The sequence below is a fragment of the Cytobacillus massiliigabonensis genome, assembly GCF_900199725.1.
Classification (GTDB): Bacteria; Bacillota; Bacilli; order Bacillales; family Cytobacillaceae; genus Cytobacillus; species Cytobacillus massiliigabonensis.
Map to the genome: position 1 here is coordinate 1,210,880 of NZ_LT904904.1, position 19,094 is coordinate 1,229,973.

Annotated in this window: 15 protein-coding genes; 10 read left to right on the top strand and 5 right to left on the bottom strand. The window is 37.1% G+C overall.

From position 1 onward, the window contains the following. Positions 1-2 precede the first annotated feature (2 nt). Positions 3-482, bottom strand: coding sequence for a GAF domain-containing protein (locus C1726_RS17100; protein WP_102274251.1), 480 nt, complete (start codon positions 480-482; stop codon positions 3-5). A 172-nt stretch (positions 483-654) separates the two neighbouring features. Between C1726_RS17100 and refZ the strand changes: the two genes are divergently transcribed. Next, on the top strand, positions 655-1,287 hold the full coding sequence (gene refZ / locus C1726_RS17105; protein ID WP_102274252.1) for a forespore capture DNA-binding protein RefZ: 633 nt from the start codon (positions 655-657) through the stop codon (positions 1,285-1,287). 19 nt (positions 1,288-1,306) lie between these two features. Here the strand turns inward: refZ and hisJ are convergent, their stop codons facing one another. Beyond that, the gene (hisJ, locus tag C1726_RS17110; protein ID WP_102274253.1) at positions 1,307-2,110 is read right to left on the bottom strand and encodes a histidinol-phosphatase HisJ; all 804 of its coding nucleotides are present in this window, start codon (positions 2,108-2,110) and stop codon (positions 1,307-1,309) included. Positions 2,111-2,357: 247 nt separating this feature from the next. Between hisJ and ezrA the strand changes: the two genes are divergently transcribed. Then, complete coding sequence (gene ezrA / locus C1726_RS17115) at positions 2,358-4,046, top strand: septation ring formation regulator EzrA (protein WP_102274254.1); 1,689 nt, start codon at positions 2,358-2,360, stop codon at positions 4,044-4,046. A 99-nt stretch (positions 4,047-4,145) separates the two neighbouring features. On the opposite strand, the gene brnQ (C1726_RS17120) is transcribed toward ezrA, so the two are convergent. Both brnQ (C1726_RS17120) and brnQ (C1726_RS17125) read right to left on the bottom strand, forming a co-directional pair. Then, positions 4,146-5,486 carry a branched-chain amino acid transport system II carrier protein gene (gene brnQ, locus C1726_RS17120; protein WP_102274255.1) on the bottom strand — a complete coding sequence of 447 codons (1,341 nt, stop codon included), beginning with the start codon at positions 5,484-5,486 and terminating at the stop codon, positions 4,146-4,148. 311 nt (positions 5,487-5,797) lie between these two features. Then, positions 5,798-7,135, bottom strand: a complete 1,338-nt coding sequence (gene brnQ, locus C1726_RS17125) for a branched-chain amino acid transport system II carrier protein (RefSeq protein WP_102274256.1) — start codon at positions 7,133-7,135, stop codon at positions 5,798-5,800. A 357-nt stretch (positions 7,136-7,492) separates the two neighbouring features. Between brnQ (C1726_RS17125) and C1726_RS17130 the strand changes: the two genes are divergently transcribed. The 7 genes from C1726_RS17130 to C1726_RS17160 all read left to right on the top strand — a co-directional run bounded on the left by C1726_RS17130 (position 7,493) and on the right by C1726_RS17160 (position 16,343). Further along, on the top strand, positions 7,493-8,635 hold the full coding sequence (locus C1726_RS17130; RefSeq protein ID WP_102274257.1) for a cysteine desulfurase family protein: 1,143 nt from the start codon (positions 7,493-7,495) through the stop codon (positions 8,633-8,635). A gap of 1 nt (position 8,636) precedes the next feature. Further along, on the top strand, positions 8,637-9,842 hold the full coding sequence (gene thiI / locus C1726_RS17135) for a tRNA uracil 4-sulfurtransferase ThiI (RefSeq protein ID WP_102274258.1): 1,206 nt from the start codon (positions 8,637-8,639) through the stop codon (positions 9,840-9,842). A 99-nt stretch (positions 9,843-9,941) separates the two neighbouring features. Continuing rightward, on the top strand, positions 9,942-10,148 hold the full coding sequence (locus C1726_RS17140; protein WP_102274259.1) for an alpha/beta-type small acid-soluble spore protein: 207 nt from the start codon (positions 9,942-9,944) through the stop codon (positions 10,146-10,148). Positions 10,149-10,366: 218 nt separating this feature from the next. Continuing rightward, the gene (gene mbcS / locus C1726_RS17145) at positions 10,367-11,953 is read left to right on the top strand and encodes an acyl-CoA synthetase MbcS (RefSeq protein WP_102274260.1); all 1,587 of its coding nucleotides are present in this window, start codon (positions 10,367-10,369) and stop codon (positions 11,951-11,953) included. Between the two features lie 80 nt (positions 11,954-12,033). Then, positions 12,034-13,659 (top strand): amidohydrolase, encoded by a 1,626-nt coding sequence (locus C1726_RS17150; protein ID WP_102274261.1) that lies wholly within the window; start codon positions 12,034-12,036, stop codon positions 13,657-13,659. A gap of 90 nt (positions 13,660-13,749) precedes the next feature. Next, a complete protein-coding gene (gene rarD, locus C1726_RS17155) occupies positions 13,750-14,682 on the top strand; it encodes an EamA family transporter RarD (RefSeq protein WP_102274262.1) in 933 nt (310 codons plus the stop codon). Positions 14,683-14,729: 47 nt separating this feature from the next. Beyond that, positions 14,730-16,343 carry a M20/M25/M40 family metallo-hydrolase gene (locus C1726_RS17160; protein ID WP_102274263.1) on the top strand — a complete coding sequence of 538 codons (1,614 nt, stop codon included), beginning with the start codon at positions 14,730-14,732 and terminating at the stop codon, positions 16,341-16,343. A gap of 777 nt (positions 16,344-17,120) precedes the next feature. Here the strand turns inward: C1726_RS17160 and C1726_RS17165 are convergent. Next, positions 17,121-17,921, bottom strand: a complete 801-nt coding sequence (locus C1726_RS17165) for an NAD kinase (RefSeq protein ID WP_102274264.1) — start codon at positions 17,919-17,921, stop codon at positions 17,121-17,123. A 154-nt stretch (positions 17,922-18,075) separates the two neighbouring features. Here C1726_RS17165 and sppA point away from each other — a divergent pair, with 154 nt between their 5' ends. Beyond that, positions 18,076-19,086: a signal peptide peptidase SppA gene (gene sppA, locus C1726_RS17170; protein ID WP_102274265.1), complete on the top strand. Its 1,011-nt coding sequence runs from the start codon at positions 18,076-18,078 to the stop codon at positions 19,084-19,086. Positions 19,087-19,094: the final 8 nt, after the last annotated feature.

Below are 19,094 nucleotides of genomic sequence, written 5' to 3' on the forward strand. Positions count from 1 at the left end.
ACCTATAAAAACTTGATTAAAACATCAACAAACTCTTCTAATTTCTGCTGGTCAAGCTCGTCGAAACGGTTCTTTTCAGGAGAATCAATATCTAAAACACCGATTATCTGGCCATTCTTTACAAGCGGAACAACAATTTCTGATTGTGAAGCGGCATCACAGGCGATATGTCCAGGAAATAGATTTACATCTTCCACACGAACAGTTTCTAATGATTTAGCGGAAGTTCCGCAAACTCCCCTTCCGAGAGGAATTCTAACGCAAGCTGGAAGTCCTTGAAAGGGACCTAGTACGAGTTCCTTGTCCTCAAGAAGATAAAAGCCCACCCAGTTGATACGATCTAAAAATAGGTTTAAAAGAGCAGATGCATTACTTAAATTTGCCATTCGGTTTGACTCGCCTTCCAGTAACGCGGCTAGCTGCTTTATGACTAAATTGTAGTTTTCCTCGCGGGTTCCTCTGTATGCTTCGACATTGAACATGAATAAATCACCTAACTTCCTAAAATATTAATTAGATTATAGCAAAACTAGAAGAAATAAGTGAAACTTTGTCGAGAATTATATAAAGGAAAAGGCTAATTAAACAAGAATGTCTATATAATAATGAAATTTGTTGGCTAAAATGGCAACTCATTTTGAAAGAGGTGGCTGTATGAAGGGGAATGCCAAAGAAGCAATCGTTCGTGCATCTATTAATTTATTTAATGTAAACGGGTTTCACGGAACATCTATAAGGGATATTGCCAAAAAAGCAAATGTAAATCCAGCTAATATTGCCTACTATTTTGATAACAAGCATGGATTGCTAGAGCATTGTTTTACCATCTTTTTTGAAAGATACGTAAAGGAGATAGAAAACGGCTATAGTTTTCTTGAACAAGGAGCAGTCATTTCCTTAAAAAAAATGGTGGAGAACATTATGATTTTTCAGTTTGAAAATATTCATTTAACGAGATTAATTCTACGAGAAATATCACTCGATACGCAAATTGTCCGTGAGATCATGTCCACTTATTTAATGAAAGAAAGGTATTATATTAATAAAGTGATTGAGAGAGGGATGAAGGCAAAAGAGTTTAGGCCTGCGACACCTGACTACATTACTTTGCAGCTGAAGGGTCTTTTGAACATGCCATTTTTAAATACACATTATATGAATGAAGTGCTGCATGTTCGTCCAAATGAAAGGTATTTTGCCGAAAAATATATAAAAGAGGTTTATAAATGGATTGATGGTGTACTCTGTCAAAGTGATTATGTTAGATCTTATTTAGCGGTGAATTGATTGTGGAAAAGGAGTCATATTATCTGTTCCTTTTCCACAATGGCATCATGCTAAGGCCTTGTCCCAATTCCTTTACTTGATGTGCATCAGAACCATAAATAAGAGGGATTTTCAATTCTTCTGCTTTTTCAGCTACCCAGTCGGGGGGATAAGCCTCTTTGCAGAGGGGCTTTGAAAAGCCTGCCCCGTTATAGTCAATTTCATAGCCTTTAACTTTGATAGCTTTTAATATTTCCATTATTTCATTTACAAAAGCATTCTTCACAGGATACTTTTTATGAAACTTTTTTACTAATGTCATATGTCCAATCCGTTTTGGCTTATACGGACCTAAATCATAATAAATAGATTGGAGCAAGGTTTTAAAGTAAGCCTGATATACCTCATCAATATTTCCGTATGCTTCAGCCATTTGACCGAAAACATCCGGTGAATAATCAAGGCAATCATATCGGTTCCCAAATTTTAAAAAATGAACAGAGAGGATGGCATCATCTAAATATTTGCCGTATTGATCAAGAAATTTTTTAGTCTCCTCTTCAAAACCTTCAATAAAATCAACCTCAAGCCCCGTATTAATTTTTATTTTTCCGCTGTAAACAGACTTAACCTTGTTAATCTTGCCGAAATAATCTTCTAGTTGCTTAATGTCCATAGAACTGTCTCGTTCTGGAGTAGGATCAATAAATCCAGCAGGCAAAGGAGCGTGCTCAGTAAAAGAAATTTCTTGAAATCCTAATAATAGTGCTTTTTCCACATATGCTTCAATGGGATCCTGCGTGCCGTGAGGACAAAATGGTGTATGGATATGGCCATCTTTCATAAGAAATCATTCACCATCCTTAAGTAAGTTGATAAAATCGGAGTGAAATATTTGAAAATTTGTACAATAAAGAGATAAAATGTTTAAGTGAAGATGCTTTTTCACAATAATTTAGATAAAAAAATGAAATAAATAGTCAAAAAATGTCGTTTACATGGTATCATAAAAACATTGAACTGAACATGATTTTAAATATTTACATAGATCATCATATATCGGCTCGGTACAGAACAGGGGGCTTTAAAAAGTGGAATGGATTATTGGCGTTATCGTCATTCTTATCGGTTTATTTTTAACAGGATTTATATTAAAGAAGAAATACTTTAAAGAAATTGATCGGCTTGAAGCATGGAAGATGGATATTGTGAATCGCCCTGTTCTTGATGAAATGTCAAAGGTAAAGCAATTGAATATGACAGGTCAAACAGAGGAGTTATTTGAGCGCTGGCGAACAGAGTGGGATGATATTGTTACGTCACAATTGCCAAATGTAGAAGAGTATTTATTTGATGCCGAAGAATATATCGATAAGTATCGTTTTAATAAAGCAAAGCAAGTACAGAGAGAAATTGATAATTACTTAACAGAAATTGAAGAGAATATAAAGAAATTATTGAATGAATTAAATGATCTAGTAGGCAGTGAGGAGAAAAACAGAACGGAAATCGAAGAACTAAAAGACATTTACCGTGAGAATAAGAAAACACTGCTTGCCCACCGCCATACATATGGAAAAGCAGCAGATCTAATTGAAAAGCAGCTAGATGATTCATTTGCGAAGTTTCAAGACTTTAATGAGAAAACGGAGAGCGGAGACTATTTAGAAGCAAGAGAAATTGTTTTAACCATCAAATCTGAATTAGATCATGTGAATGAGAAAATGGAAGTCATACCAGCTTTTATGGTTGAGTGCTTTTCGAAAATCCCCGCACAATTAAAAGAATTAAAAGATGGATATAAAGACATGCTTGATCAAGGGTTTATTCTTGATCATATTCAGTTAGAGAAAGAAACAGAGAGGTTAGAAGAAGCCATTAAGGGGTATGCGATACTTATTGAACAGACAGAAATTACTGATGTTCAAAAAGGAATCAGTGAAGTAAAAGATAGCATTGATTTATTATACGATCTTCTTGAAGAAGAAGTACATTCAAGGCATTTTATTGATAAGCAGGATGAAGCAACTAGAAATATGCTATTTACAAACAGAGAAATTAACAAACAGTTGAAGACTGAGCTTGAAATCGTTCGTCAAAGCTACCATATTTCGGATAAGGATATTGAAGTTCAATCGCAGCTCGAAAAAAAGTTAACTCAGCTTTTCAAAAGGTTCGAAGTGCTTGAACATAAAATTGTAAGTCAAACTGCTGCTCATTCAATTCTTAAAGCAGAACTTGATGAAATTAGGATCCAGCTTGAAGAAGTTGAGGATGAACATGCATCATTTGCTGAAAAGCTCCAGGCGCTTAGAAAAGATGAGATGAGTGCCCGTGAAAAAGTAAAGGAACTCAAAAAGAAAATTGCGGAAACGGTTAGACTTGTTTCAAAAAGCAATGTACCAGGCTTGCCGCAGGACTATAAATATTTAGTGCAGGATGCAAAGGAAAGTATCGAAAATGTAATGGCAAAGCTTGAGGAGCAGCCGTTAAATATCCAAACGATCCAGCAATATTTAGAAGTAGCTGTTTTAACCGTTGAAAAAGTAGTTAATATAACAGATGAAATGATTGAAACCATCGTACTGGTAGAAAAAGTCATTCAATATGGGAATAGATATCGAAGCAGATACCCTTCTGTTGAAAAAGGATTACTTGAAGCGGAAAGCTCATTTAGGGGATTTGATTACAGAACAGCCTTAGAGCAGGCAGCAACTACAATAGAAGAAATTGATCCTGGTGCAATAAAAAGGATCGAAGAATTAATAAGCCAACAGTAAGAAAAAGGTCCGCCATATTGTGCGGACCTTTTTCTGTATATTTTACTTCATTTAAAAAAGGAATTGGCTAAATACCAATTCCTTTCATTTCATTTACTCTTAGTTACTTGTCGGTACAGTTTTCTTTGATTCTCCAGCAGCTAGAGCGATACAATAGCCGACGATTGCACCAACGATCGCTGGAACTAACCAGCCGATGCCTTGGCTAAAGAATGGAAGGACACTAAGTATGTCTGTAATAGCTGAGACATTTAAACCAGCGGCATTTAAACCATCTACTAGACCAATTAGTCCTGTTGGAATTAATGCACAAATATAAACTAGTGAATAACCTTTAAAGAAATTATGAACAAATGACAATAAGATTAAAACAATCGCTAATGGATAGATAAATACTAATACTGGGACTGAAATGCTGATTAGCTGAGTCAATCCAACATTGGCAATAATTGCACTAAATAGTGAGAAAATAAGAACGAATGTCTTATAAGAAACCTTTGGCATTAGCTTATTAAAATATTGTGAACATGATGAGATTAAACCGATCGCAGTTGTTAAACAAGCGAATAGAATAGCTAGTCCAAGTACAACCGCTCCGAATGAACCGAATAAGTGGTTCGCAGCAGCTGAAAGAAGTGAACCTCCATTTTCATGGATACCAATAGCGTCTGGACTTGTAGAACCGATATAAGCTAAAGATAAATAAACAAGTGCAAGACCTACTACTGCAACAAGTGCAGCTTGTATACAAAGCTTTGTGATTGACTTTTTGCTTGTTACACCTAATCCTTTAATCGAAGCAATAACCATTCCGCCAAATACAAGAGAAGCGATAGCATCCATTGTTAAATACCCTTCAATAAACCCTTTGAAAAATGGACCTTCCGCATATGGACCAACTGGTGCTTTAGCCTCTCCAAGTGGCGTAATAAAGCTTTTAATAACGAATAGAGCAAGAACTGCTAATAATGCAGGTGTTAATAGCTTCCCAATGGTATCAACAAGTTTTGTTGGATTCATAGATAGCCAAGCACAGATAACAAAATATACTACAGAAAAAATTAAAAGTCCTAATCCATTTGGTGACGAACCTTCAGGTAAGAATGGAAGTACACCGATCTCGAAAGCTACTGTTCCGGTACGCGGGATAGCAAAAAGCGGACCAATTACTAGATATAAGACGACAGTAAAGATAACTGCATAAACCGGATGTACTCTATTTGCTAATGTTTCTAAATCCCCCACTTTTGCTATTGCGATTACTCCCAGCAATGGCAAACCTACACCAGTGATTAGGAATCCAAAGATGGCGGTCCAGACGCTTGTTCCGGCATCTTGTCCTAGAAATGGAGGGAAAATCATGTTCCCTGCACCGAAAAACATTGCGAATAACATAAGTCCAATTGCTAAAATTTGTTTTCCTGATAAATTTGTATTCATTATTAGTCCTCCTGTTGCATTTACGAAATTTTATGAAAATTTTGACCAAAATAATAAAAGAATTATTCTTAATTATAATATTAAGGAAATATTTCGCTAGATAGATTTACATTCATTCTCTCATCCTCCTAGTTTATAATGACGAAATTTTATGACAATTTACTTTAAAAATTATTTAAGAATACTAAATTTACTATGATTATATATTAAGGTGAAGATTCTGTAAATTATAATTATAAAAAAAATAACTTCCTATTTTTTGAAACAGGGGCAATTTTACGAATTACCCCTGTTTTTTAAAGTGATCAAAATTAGTTAGTTTGTACTGTCTTTTTAGATTCACCCGTAGCTAATGCGATAAAATAGCCAACTAAAGCTCCTGCAATAGCCGGTACAATCCAGCCAATTCCTTGATCAAATAGCGGAAGGAAGCTTAGTGAATCTGTTAAAGCAGAAACATTTAATCCAGCAGTTTTTAAACCGTCAATAAGGCTAATAATACCTGTTGGAATCAATGCAACAATATAAACTAATGAATAACCTTTAAAGAAATTATGGAAAAATGATAAAACAATTAAAACAATCGCTAGTGGATAAATAATAACCAATACTGGAACTGAAAAAGCAATAAGCTGTGTTAAGCCGATATTAGCAATAATCATACTAAAGATTGAGAAAATTAAAACGATAGTTTTGTAAGAATAACGCGGCATAAGCTTATTGAAATAAGTTGCACATGCTGAAACGAGACCGATTGATGTTGTTAAACAAGCAAATACAATTGCTAGTGCAAGAATGATTGAACCGAATGATCCAAATAAATGGTCAGCTGCTTTTGAAAGAAGTGCTCCGCCATTTTCTTGAATTCCTATAGCATCTGGTGCAGTTGAACCAATATATGCCAGTGATAGATAAACAAGAGCAAGGCCAGCTGCGGCAATTAAACCAGCTTGTACACAAATCTTTGTAATTGATTTCTTATTTGAAACCCCTAAACCTTGAATAGAACTAATGACAATAATACCGAATACTAGTGCAGCAATCGTATCCATTGTTAAATATCCTTCAACAAATCCTTTAAAGAAAGGACCATCAACATAAGGACCTATTGGAGTTTGTGGATCACCTAATGGAGTAATAAGAGCCTTAATAACAATTACTGTTAAAATAATTAAAAGCGCTGGCGTTAATATTTTCCCAATCGTATCAACTAATTTTGTTGGATTCATTGCAAGCCATGCTGTAATAGCAAAGAATACAACTGAGAATATAGCAAGAGGCAGCGGACTATTAACAGCGCTTTCAGATAAAAACGGAATCACTCCGATTTCATATGAAACGGTTCCTGTACGTGGAATAGCAAACAGCGGTCCAATCACTAAATACATGACAACTGTAAAAATCACTCCATATACTGGATGAACGCGGCTTGCCATTGTTTGCACATCGCCCACTCTTGCAATCGCGATGATAGCTAATAGCGGCAGCCCAACACCAGTGATTAAAAATCCAATAATTGCAGTCCACACATTTGTACCTGCGTCTTGTCCTAGAAATGGAGGGAAAATCATATTTCCAGCCCCGAAAAATAGTGCAAATAACATAAGCCCAACGGCCATGATTTGCTTTGTTGATAAATTTGAATTCATACTTCATCCCCCTGAATCAGTACCCTAAATATTTTGAACATTTTACATAGTAACATAGTTGTTAAAATAATTGTCGAATATTATCAAAGTCTTAATTTTAAATATATTGAGATAATAAAACCTGGGCAATTTTTCTTATTTATTCTAGTATAATTATTCCCAGAAATAAAGGATTTTATTGAACTATTATTAAATATGAATTCCCTTTTAAATGCTTTAAATGGATAAAATTAAATAATAAAAACAACATTTCTCAAATCAATTATTCAGAGGCTGACAAATTTTGAAATTTAATTACTGAAACATTTATGGTATGATTTAAAGTTGGCAATACGTTTTGAATGGAAGGAGAAGACAATGATCTACTTAGATAACAGTGCAACAACGAAACCTTATAGAGAAGTATTGGAGTCATTTAACAAAGTATCAACAGCATATTTCGGTAACCCGTCCTCCTTACATGGTCTTGGAGGAGATGCAGAAAAGCTCCTTTCGCAGGCAAGGGAACAAATCGCCAAGCTTTTAAAGGTTCAAGCAAATGAAATCTTCTTCACTTCAGGCGGGACAGAAAGTAATAATATAGCCATTAAAGGAACAGCCCTCATGCACAGAGGGAGAGGACGCCATATTATAACGACAGAAATCGAACATCCTTCGGTGAAAGAATCAATGGAACAGCTTAAAGCACTTGGATTTCGAATTACTTATATTCCAGTAGATAGGAATGGGACAGTAAGTGTAACTGAAATTGAAAAGGCCATTTCAGAAGATACAATTTTAGTCTCTGTTATGCATGTGAATAATGAAACAGGGTCCATTCAGCCAATCAAAGAGATTGGTCAACTTATAAAGCAGCATTCAAAAGTCTTATTTCATGTCGATTATGTCCAAGGAATTGGAAAAGTGCCTCTTCATATCCATGATTGTCAAATTGATTTATGTACATTTTCCGGTCATAAATTCCATGGATTAAAGGGAACGGGCGCACTTTTTATTCGTCAGGGAGTAAAGATTTCTCCATTGTTTTCTGGCGGAGGACAAGAGTGGCAGCAAAGAAGCGGAACGGAAAATGTTGCCGGGATTGTTGCAATGGCAAAAGCATTAAGATTAACATTGCAAAGACAGGAAAACAATGTTGCAGAAATGGAGAAAATAAGAGATTGTATTCGAATAAATTTGGAAAAAATAGACGGGATTAAAATCCATACACCAGTCCTCCATTGTGCACCGCATATCATAAATTTCTCTATTCATGGATTTAAAGCGGAAGTGTTCGTTCATGCACTTGAGGAAAAGGGAATTTATGTATCAACGACCAGTGCATGTTCCTCTAAGATAAAAAAGGCTAGCAGTACACTTCTTGCAATGGGGGTTCCAGAAGAAGAAGCGCTTAGCTCCATTCGAGTGAGTCTATCCTATGAGAATACAATGGAAGAAGCAATCCAATTTATTGAATCTGTAAAAGAAGCTGTAAATAGGCTAAGAAAGGTTATGAATTAATATGAATTATGATCGCATTCTTATTCGTTATGGAGAACTTTCGACAAAAGGAAAAAATCGAAAAGTATTTATCCATAAATTAAAGCGTAATATTAAACGGGTTTTGCGGAACTTTGAAAAGATTAACATTGAAGCGGACAGGGAGCGAATGTTTATTCTTTTAAATGGAGAAAACGGTCTTGAAATTATTGAGCTGCTGAAGAACGTCTTCGGCATTCAGTCCTTTAGCCCAGCAATTAAAACGGATAGAGAACTTGAAAATATGAAAAATGCTGCTCTTGATTTGTTTAAAAAGATCCATCAGGCTGGGGAAACATTCAAAATTACGACAAAAAGGTCAGATAAATCCTATTATTTAGATACGAATGAAATCAATCAAATATTTGGTGCCCATTTGTTGATAAATATCCCTGAGCTAAAGGTAGATGTGAAAAAGCCTGATATCAATCTTCAAATTGAAATTAGAGAAAAAGCAGTTTACTTTTCATGTGAAAATATTCTAGGTGCCGGCGGACTTCCGGTTGGCTCAAGCGGAAAAGGGATGCTCATGTTATCCGGAGGCATCGATAGTCCAGTTGCTGGATTTCTTTCAATGAAAAGAGGGGTTGAGATTGAAGCTGTCCATTTTTATAGCCCTCCTTTTACAAGTGAACGCTCCAAACAGAAAGTAATCGACCTAACTGAAAAGCTGGCAAATATAGGCGGGTCAGTAAAACTTCATATTGTTCCTTTTACTGAAATTCAACAGCTCATCGCAAAGCAGGTGCCAGAGAATTATTCAATGACGACGACAAGAAGGTTAATGCTTCGTATTACGGATGAGATTAGAATTAAAAATGATGGATTAGCAATTATTACTGGTGAAAGCCTTGGACAAGTTGCCAGCCAAACACTTGAAAGCATGTATGCAATCAATGACATAACAAATACCCCTATCTTAAGGCCGCTGATTACAATGGATAAATCTGAAATCATTGATATTTCAAGAGCCATTGATACATTTGAGATTTCTAATCGGCCATATGAGGATTGCTGTACGGTATTTGTTCCGAGCTCACCAAAAACGAAACCAAAAAAAGAAAAGGTTCAATACTTTGAGAGTTATATTGAGTTTGAACCGCTCATTAGTAAAGCGGTTGAAAATACAGAAACAATAGTAATTACTCCAAAAGCTGCTGAGCAAGACGAATTTGGGGATTTATTTTAACTGGCTCGCTCTGGTTCTTCAAGCATTAATTACCAGTAAATATTTGAATATGGCCATGTGATTTTACACATTCTATACTCACAAGGAGGTGAACATCACATGGCAAACAACAACAGTAACTCAAATCAACTTTTAGTACCAGGCGTACAACAAGCTTTAGACCAAATGAAATACGAAATTGCTTCTGAGTTCGGTGTTAACTTAGGTGCAGATACCACTTCTCGTGCTAACGGTTCAGTAGGTGGAGAAATTACAAAGCGTTTAGTTCAAACTGCTCAACAGCAATTGGCTGGTTTTGGACGATAATAAAAAAATAAATAATATGGCTACAAGGGGCAGGATTATTTCCTGCTCCTTATTTATGTTGTCTAGCTTCATCATCTACCCCCGACAAGCATAAGGAGAGCATTTCTATGTTATGTAAAAATAAACAATTTAAAATTTTTTAATAATTTAGTATAATAATTTTAATGAAAAACATCTTTGTAAAGACATCCGTTCGACTACTTTTAGGGGGAGATATGATGAAACGAGAAGATCTATTGGCACCGGAAAAGTATAATCTAGTTGCTGAAATGGAGCGTTATGCAGAAGATACGGGCAGGCTGGCAATTAGATGGGAAGATGAACAGGGAGAGAAAAAAGAAGTTACATACAGTGAATTATTAAAAAATGCAAATAAAATCAGCAATGTTTTTGCGAAATATGGTTTAGAAAAAGGGGATGTCGTTCTTGTTATCGTTCCGCGGCTAATTGAAGCTTATCAAGTATATATTGCTGCCTTGAAGGCAGGGCTTGTTGTTATTCCAAGCTCTGAGATGCTTCGCTCAAAAGACCTTCAATATAGAATGACTCATGGGGATGTAAAAGGAATTATCAGCTATTATCCGTATGTAGACCAATTCTCAAAAATAAAAGAGGCTGAATCTTTGCAGAAATTTGTTATTGGCGGTCAATCAGTGAATTGGACGGATTTAAATAGTGAAATGGATCAGGCGTCTGATGAGTTTCCAATTGCAGATACGAAACAGGATGACATGGCCTTCCTTTCTTATACATCAGGTACAACAGGAAACCCTAAAGGGGTCGTGCATACACATGGATGGGCTTATGCACATCTCAGAACGGCTGCTCCAAACTGGTTATGCATTGAAGAGGGCGATACAGTTTGGGCAACTGCAGGACCTGGATGGCAGAAATGGATATGGAGTCCTTTCTTATCCGTTCTAGGTTCGGGAGCAACTGGGTTCGTGTATAATGGAAAATTCGAGCCAATGAAATATTTACAGCTACTAGGAGATTATAATGTGAATGTTCTATGCTGTACACCGACAGAATACCGCATAATGGCTAAAGCGGACAATCTCCATGAGTACAAGCTTCCGCATCTTCGCAGTGCAGTATCAGCGGGTGAACCATTAAATCGAGAAGTTATCGATATTTTTAAGAAAAACTTCAATGTAGATGTACGTGATGGCTATGGTCAAACGGAAAATACTTTACTCGTTGGTGTGACAAAAGGAATGGCGCTAAAACCTGGTTCAATGGGAAAACCGACTCCTGGGAATCGTGTGGAAATTATTAATGAAGATGGGAAGCCATGCGGCGTAAATGAAGTAGGAGATATTGCCGTACATGCTGAAACACCAGCTCTATTTAAGAACTACTACAAAGATCCAGAAAGAACAGCAATGCAATTCCGCGGGGATTATTATGTAACAGGGGATAAAGCGAAAATGGATGAGGAAGGCTACTTCTGGTTTGAAGGGCGGGGAGATGATATTATCATTAGTTCAGGCTACACAATTGGACCATTTGAAGTGGAAGATGCCCTTGTTAAACATCCTTCAGTTAAGGAATGTGCAGTAGTTGCAAGTCCAGATGAAGTTCGCGGATATATTGTTAAAGCCTTTGTAGTATTGCGTGAAGGGGTGGATGAAAAAGATCCTGACTTGATCACGAATCTTCAGGAACATGTGAAGGAGCTTACTGCACCATATAAATATCCACGTAAAATCGAGTTTTTAGCTGAGTTGCCGAAGACTACTTCAGGGAAAATTCGTCGGATAGAGCTTAGGAAAAAGGAAATGGAAACAGCTGCGCAAAAATAATATGAGGCGTATCGATGCAGGCGGGAGTGCGCCTGCATTTTTGATATAGTAAAATTGCAGAATTAAGGGAGAGAGATGCTTTGGGTACTTTATGGTATGGAGGTAATATTTACACAATGCAAGAAGAAAATCATCTAGCGGAGGCAGTTTTTACAAGGGCGGATAAAATTATTGAAATTGGACCAATCCAGACCCTTGAGGAAAAGTATGGAAATGAAATGGTCAGCAAGATGGATTTACAAGGGAGAACGATGCTTCCGGGATTTACTGATAGCCATATGCATTTAATCGGGCATGGAGAAAAGTTAATTCGCTTGGATTTATCTAACTGTCTATCGAAGGAAGCTGTTTTTCAAGCTGTGCAGCAATACGCAGAAACGCTTGAGGAGGGTGAATGGCTTATAGGAGAAGGCTGGAATGAAAACTTATGGGAGAAATCTGAACCTATTGTTGCAGAAGAGATAGATGAACTTGTTACTGATCATCCTGTTATATTAAAGCGAGTTTGCCGTCATGCACTTGTTGCCAATTCACTTGCTTTAAAAGCAGCCTCCATTAACGAACATACGGGAAATCCTTCTGGTGGTGTCATTGAAAAGGATGAGTTTGGCATGCCGAATGGGCTGTTAAAGGATCAAGCTCAGGAATTGGTATTTAATGTGCTTCCAGAGATTTCTGAAGCCTATTTAAAAAAGGCCCTTCGTGCAGCAATAAAAGATGCAAATAAACTTGGATTCATAGGAGCACATACGGAAGATTTAAATTACTATGGTGGCTATGAAAAGACTTATAGGGCTTTCAAGCAAGTAATTGAGGAAGAGGGTCAGCTTTTCCGTGCACATCTTCTAGTTCATCATGAGGTCGTTGATGACATGAAAATTGCGGGTCAGCATTTTTTAAGCGGGAATGATTGGCTTGAATTTGGAGCAATGAAAATTTTTGCGGATGGGGCACTAGGCGGAAGAACGGCATTGCTTAGTCACCCGTATGCAGATGATCCGTCTACAACAGGAATAGCGATTTTTTCACAGCAGCAATTGGACGGACTAGTTAAAAAGGCGAGGGAATATAAGCTCCCAGTCGCTATCCATGCCATTGGGGACTTAGCATTTGAGATGACCTTGAATTCAATCGAAAAGTATCCCATAAACGTTGAAGGTAGAGATCGTCTTATTCATGCGCAGATTTTGCGAAAAGAGCTAATTGAACGTGCGAAAAAGCTGCCGCTTATCCTTGACATTCAGCCAAGGTTTCTTGCTTCAGATTTCCCTTGGGTCATCGACCGGATTGGTAAAGAACATATGGACTGCTGTTATGCGTGGAAAACCTTATTGTCTGCAGGGCTGCCGTGTGCAGGAGGGTCAGATGCACCTATAGAACCATTAAATCCGTTCTTAGGTATTCATGCTGCGGTAACAAGGACGAATATTCATGATCCAGAGAAAAAGGTCTATAATCAAAATGAAGCGTTAACAATTTATGAAGCCGTTTGCTTATTTACAAAAGGCAGTGCTTACGCTGCCAGTCATGAAAATGATCGAGGCATGATAAAAGAAGGCTTTTTAGCTGATTTTACTATTTTAGAAGAAGATATCTTTAAAATGACTCCAGATGAAATTGCTGATATAGCAGTTTCGCAAACGGTAATCGGGGGTCAAATTGTGTTTGATTCACAAATGGATGAAAGTGAATCCCCTATCCGATAATTTTATAGAAAAAATAAACATTGTCAGCATCTTACAATACAGCCTATAATATAAATATTTCGATAATAGAAAGAATTGAGGCTAGTGAAGATGAAAAACAATGAAGGACAAATGGGGATTATTTATGCAGGATTCTCGTATTTTTTATGGGGATTATTGCCGATTTACTGGAAACTCGTACAACATGTGAGTGCAGATGAAATTTTGGCCAATCGAATTTTTTGGTCCTTTTTCTTTATGGTTGCCGTTCTGTTCTTTACAAAAAAATGGGGGGCATTTATCCAAACGCTCATCCATTTTCGCTCGAATAAAAAACAATTAGCAGCCCTAGTAGTTGCCTCTCTTTTTGTTAGCTGTAACTGGTTCATCTACATCTGGGCGGTTAATTCTGGGCACTTAATTGAAGCAAGTCTTGGATATTATATTAATCCGCTAGTCAGTGTAATCCTGGGGATGATTGTTTTTAGAGAGAAGCTGACATTAACCCAGTATGCATCATTTGGAATGGCATTAATCGGTGTACTCATATTAACGATTTCTTACGGACAGTTCCCCTGGATATCTATTTTTCTTGCATTATCATTTGGTTTATACGGTTTAGTGAAAAAAATGGTGACCGTAGATTCTGCAATTGGTTTAACATTAGAAACACTGATTGTTGCTCCTTTTGCGCTTATTTACATGGTTATTTTATTTGTGAATGGCTCTCATTCATTTTTAGCTGTATCAGCCGGAACAGATTTATTATTAATAGGTGCTGGAGCAGCAACGGCTGTGCCCCTTCTCTATTTTGCAAAAGGAGCGCAAAAAATTCCTATGTCAACGCTAGGGTTTTTACAATTTATTGCGCCAACTTTAACATTAATTCTCGGGGTATTTATTTATCATGAACATTTTTCTAACATTCATTTAATCTCGTTTTTATTTATCTGGACAGCCATTTCTATCTATTCTCTTACAAAAACTAAGTTATTTACCCAGCTTGAAGCGAAATGGAAAAAAGGGAAAAGTGTTGGCATATAATACTAAATTTTATTAAGGATAGTGAACAAGAAGGAGTCATTAAAGAGATGGAAAACTTGAAGATGCAATCAGCTGACCAATTACTTACTTTATTAAATGATCTTGTTTCTATTGGCAGTATATCTCTATCAGAAGCAGAAATACAATTTCCATTAAGAGTTGAGCATCATTTAAAGCAGGTCCCTTATTTCTCGACCCACCCTTCCTATATCACGAACCATTTAACAACAGATGGCAGATCGTTTTTAACTGCATTATATAAACATGAAGAAGCGGTTAAAACTGTTGTTATGATCAGCCATTTTGATGTTGTCAACGTTGAAGACTATGGAGATATGAAGCATCTTGCTTTTCAGCCACTTGAATTGACGGAGGCGCTTTTTAACCGGGCAGATGGACTGCCAGAGGATGCAAGAGAAGATTTGGAAAGCAAGGAATGGCTTTTTGGCCGCGGAACGATGGATATGAAATGTGGCCTCGTTCAGCACATGTCTTTGCTGGAAAGAGCTTCAATTGAACAATGGAAGCTGAATTTATTATTGCTAACGGTTCCTGATGAAGAGGTCAACTCTGTTGGGATGAGGGAAGCCGTTCCGAAGCTGCTGCAGCTGGCTGAGGAGCATGCATTGAACTACACGCTATTTTTAAACTCTGAGCCCATGTTTGCTTTAGAACCAAATGATAAAAATCATTATTTTTACACCGGAACAATCGGAAAAATCATGCCTGCGGCTCTTTGTTTTGGGAAGGAAACTCATGTAGGGGAACCTCTTTCAGGCTTAAATGCTGCTTGGATGACATCCGTGCTGACTCAAGAGATTGAATGGAACGAAAATCTTTGTGAAACCGCAGATGGCCAAATGAGCCCTCCTCCGACATTGTTATGGCAGAGGGATTTAAAAAAGGATTATACAACGCAAATTCCTCATCGATCTGTTAGTCTATATAATCTTTTATTGATGAAAAGAAATGCTGCAGATGTAATGGAAGAGGTAAAGAGCATTGCTGAAGCAGCAGCAAAAAAGATGGAACATTTTATGCAAGAAAAGTATCGCACCTTTCAGCTTGATTCAAGCCAGCTGCCAAGTATACGCGTATTATTATTTGAAGAATTAAAACAATATGCTTGCAAGAAAATGGGATATGAATTTATTGAAGTTCTGGAGCAGTCAGTTGTTACACAAACAATAGGAGATAGCCGTGAACAATCCATTCAAGTTGTTGATCAATTAGCTATGCTTTGCCAAGAGCTTGGTCCAATGATTATTTTGTTCTATGCACCTCCGTATTATCCAGCAATTAATACTGCTGATCATCCGATTATACAAGAGCTTTCTGACTCAATTATTCATTATTCAAAGGAACAGTTTGGATTTGAATTATTGCCGGTGGATTATTTTAATGGAATATGTGATTTGAGCTATGCGGGTCTTCAAGGAGATCTTTCGGAAATGTACCAGTTTGATACGAATTTGCCTGGAGGACAGGAGCTTTACTCCATTCCCTTTCAGGATATGTCAAAGCTGACTGCACCTGTCATTAACGTTGGTCCAATCGGCAGAGATGCTCATAAAAAAACTGAGCGGCTCCATATGCCATTTGCCTTTGAACAGCTGCCAAAACTATTAACGCACCTTTTGTTAACGCATATGGATCAGTGAAAAGGTAGAAATGTGAAAAATTTGAAATAGCAATGTTAAAAGCAGAAAAATTCAAATGGATTCTTCTGCTTTTTCGTATAATGAAGGAAAAAAGATTGACTAGGTAACGAGAGAAATTCTTTCATCAATTGGATGAAGGCCAAAACTCGATTGGATACAAGAATAAGGTCCTTCATCCAAGGTATGAAGACCAAAACTCGATTGGAAAATGAGAATAAGGTCCTTCATCCAAGGAATGAAGGCCAAAACTCGATTTGAAAATGAAAATAAGGTCCTTTTTCCAAGGTATGAAGGACAAAACTCGATTGGAAAATGAAAATAAGGTCCTTCATCCAAGGTATGAAGGCCAAAACTCGATTTGGAAACGAGAATAAGGTCCTTCATCTAAGGTATGAAGACCAAAATTCGATTGGAAACGAGAAAAAGGTCCTTCATCCAAGGAATGAAGGCCAAAACTCGATTGGAAAACGAGAATAAGGTCCTTCATCCAAGGTATGAAGGCCAAAACTCGATTGGAAAATGAGAATAAGGTCCTTCATTCAAGGAATGAAGGCCAAAACTCGATTGGAAAATGAAAATAAGGTCCTTCATCCAAGGAATGAAGACCAAAACTCAACTAGAAAACGGGTGCAAGGCCCTTCATTAGAACCTTAAAGTGGGATTGCTCGTATAAAGGCTTTTAATTATATCAGTTAGAAAAAATTGCTTCAGCAGTGTTTATGCTGTACGAGTATCATCATTGGCTTGTTGTTGGTATTCCAGATTTGTGAGCTTTTCTTATAGAAATGTCCTCTTTACTTTCTCCCAGAAAGAATTGTCCTTCAGCTTTACGGTTTTAATTTTCTTGTCGCTAAGTTTGATATCTATTTTCTTCACATGCTGAATGCTCAGCGCTTCATTATCCATCCCCATCGTTGGATGGTCATTTCCATCCTGTACAACACCTAATGTAAGCTTTCGTTCTCCGCTTAGAATAAAGGAAGAGCCGAGTGTTCGATACCGGTTATTATTTAACGAAGCCATTTCACTTACTTGCAAGCAAGGCAGCAGCGGATCAACAACAGAACCCCTCAGCGATTTATTGTATGCAGTACTTCCTGTAGGAGTAGCTACAACCATGCCATCACCTCGGAATGTTTCAAAATGAAGGTCGTCAATATATACATCTAGTAAAAAGGTTTTAATTATCGCAGATCGGATGCTAAATTCGTTTAAGCAATGAAAGGATGTTTGATCGTCTACTGTAATCTCAATGGTCGGGTAGCGACGAACTTCAATTTGCTCCTCTGTCATTGCTTCAATCATTTTGGGCTGGTCATCTAAATGGAAGTCACAGTAAAGACTAAGGCTTCCAGTTGTAGAAATCCCTGCATATAAACAATCATCTCGAAACCCCGTTTTCCTTACTGCCTGCAAAAATGCACCATCTCCGCCAATACTTACAATGATATTAGCTTTTTTAAAATCGGAAACAATATTGAAATCATATCTAGCAGCAAGCTCGTAAAGGGGTTTCACCTTCTCTAGCATTTCTGCATCCTTTTTATGATAGAAAAATAAATTTCGACGAACAGACATATCGATTCCTCCAGACGATGGGTATTGTACGTAAGTTTTACCCATATTATAAATTTTTTGGTATGATAATGGTTGTCGAAATCAGTTTACACGTTTTTGAAACATTTTAAAAGTTAATCCGTAAAGACTATTGGACAATAAGGAGGATGATTAAATGAATGGAAAACGATGGGCGGCATTAGCCATCGCAGCAGCATTATTTTTGTTTTCTATAGTTACAAATATTGCCTCAGGTATTATGTTTAGTGATGTAGAAAGCTCGATAACGGAAATTTTTGCCAGCACCGATGCTCCTTTTATGGAAGAAGTAGTGGAAGAGGGCAGCGAATTAAAAAAGATTGCCGTGCTCGATGTGAATGGAACGATCCAGGATACTGGTGAAGCGACATCGCTTTTTGCAACAGGAGGCTACAACCATAAAGGATTTATGGACAGGCTAGAGCAGGTAAAAGAAGATGATACTGTAAAGGCTGTCATCATTCAAGTGAACTCGCCAGGAGGCGGAGTAGTTGAAAGCGCCCAAATTCATGACAAAATAAAAGAAATTCAAAAGGAAACAAAAAAGCCAATTTATATTTCAATGGGCTCCATGGCTGCATCTGGAGGCTATTATATTTCGGCACCTGCAGATAAAATCTTTGCCAGCCCGGAAACGTTAACTGGATCTCTTGGTGTGATTATGCAAGGAGTAAATTATGCGGGTCTAGCTGAAAAATATGGAGTTGATTTCGTCACAATTAAAAGCGGTCCCTACAAAGATATTATGAGTCCATCAAGAGAAATGACAGAGGAGGAGAAACAAATTCTTCAATCGATGATTAATAATTCATATGAAGGATTTGTGAAAGTCATTTCTGAAGGGCGTAATATACCTGCTGCAAAAGTGAAAGAAATTGCTGATGGAAGAATTTATGATGGCCGTCAGGCATTGGAACTAAATTTAATTGACGGGTTTGGCTATGTTGAAGATGTTATTGATGTATTAAAGAAAGATCATAAATTGAAAGGAGCAAAGGTAGTTAAATATACGGACAACCTTGGCTTTGGCTCTTTATTTAGTATGGGAGCACAAAAAATAATGGGGCAAGATATCGAAATGACAGGCTTGATGAAAATGCTGTCACAGCCTAATTCTCCAAGACTGATGTATCTATATGCGGAATAGGAGATGTA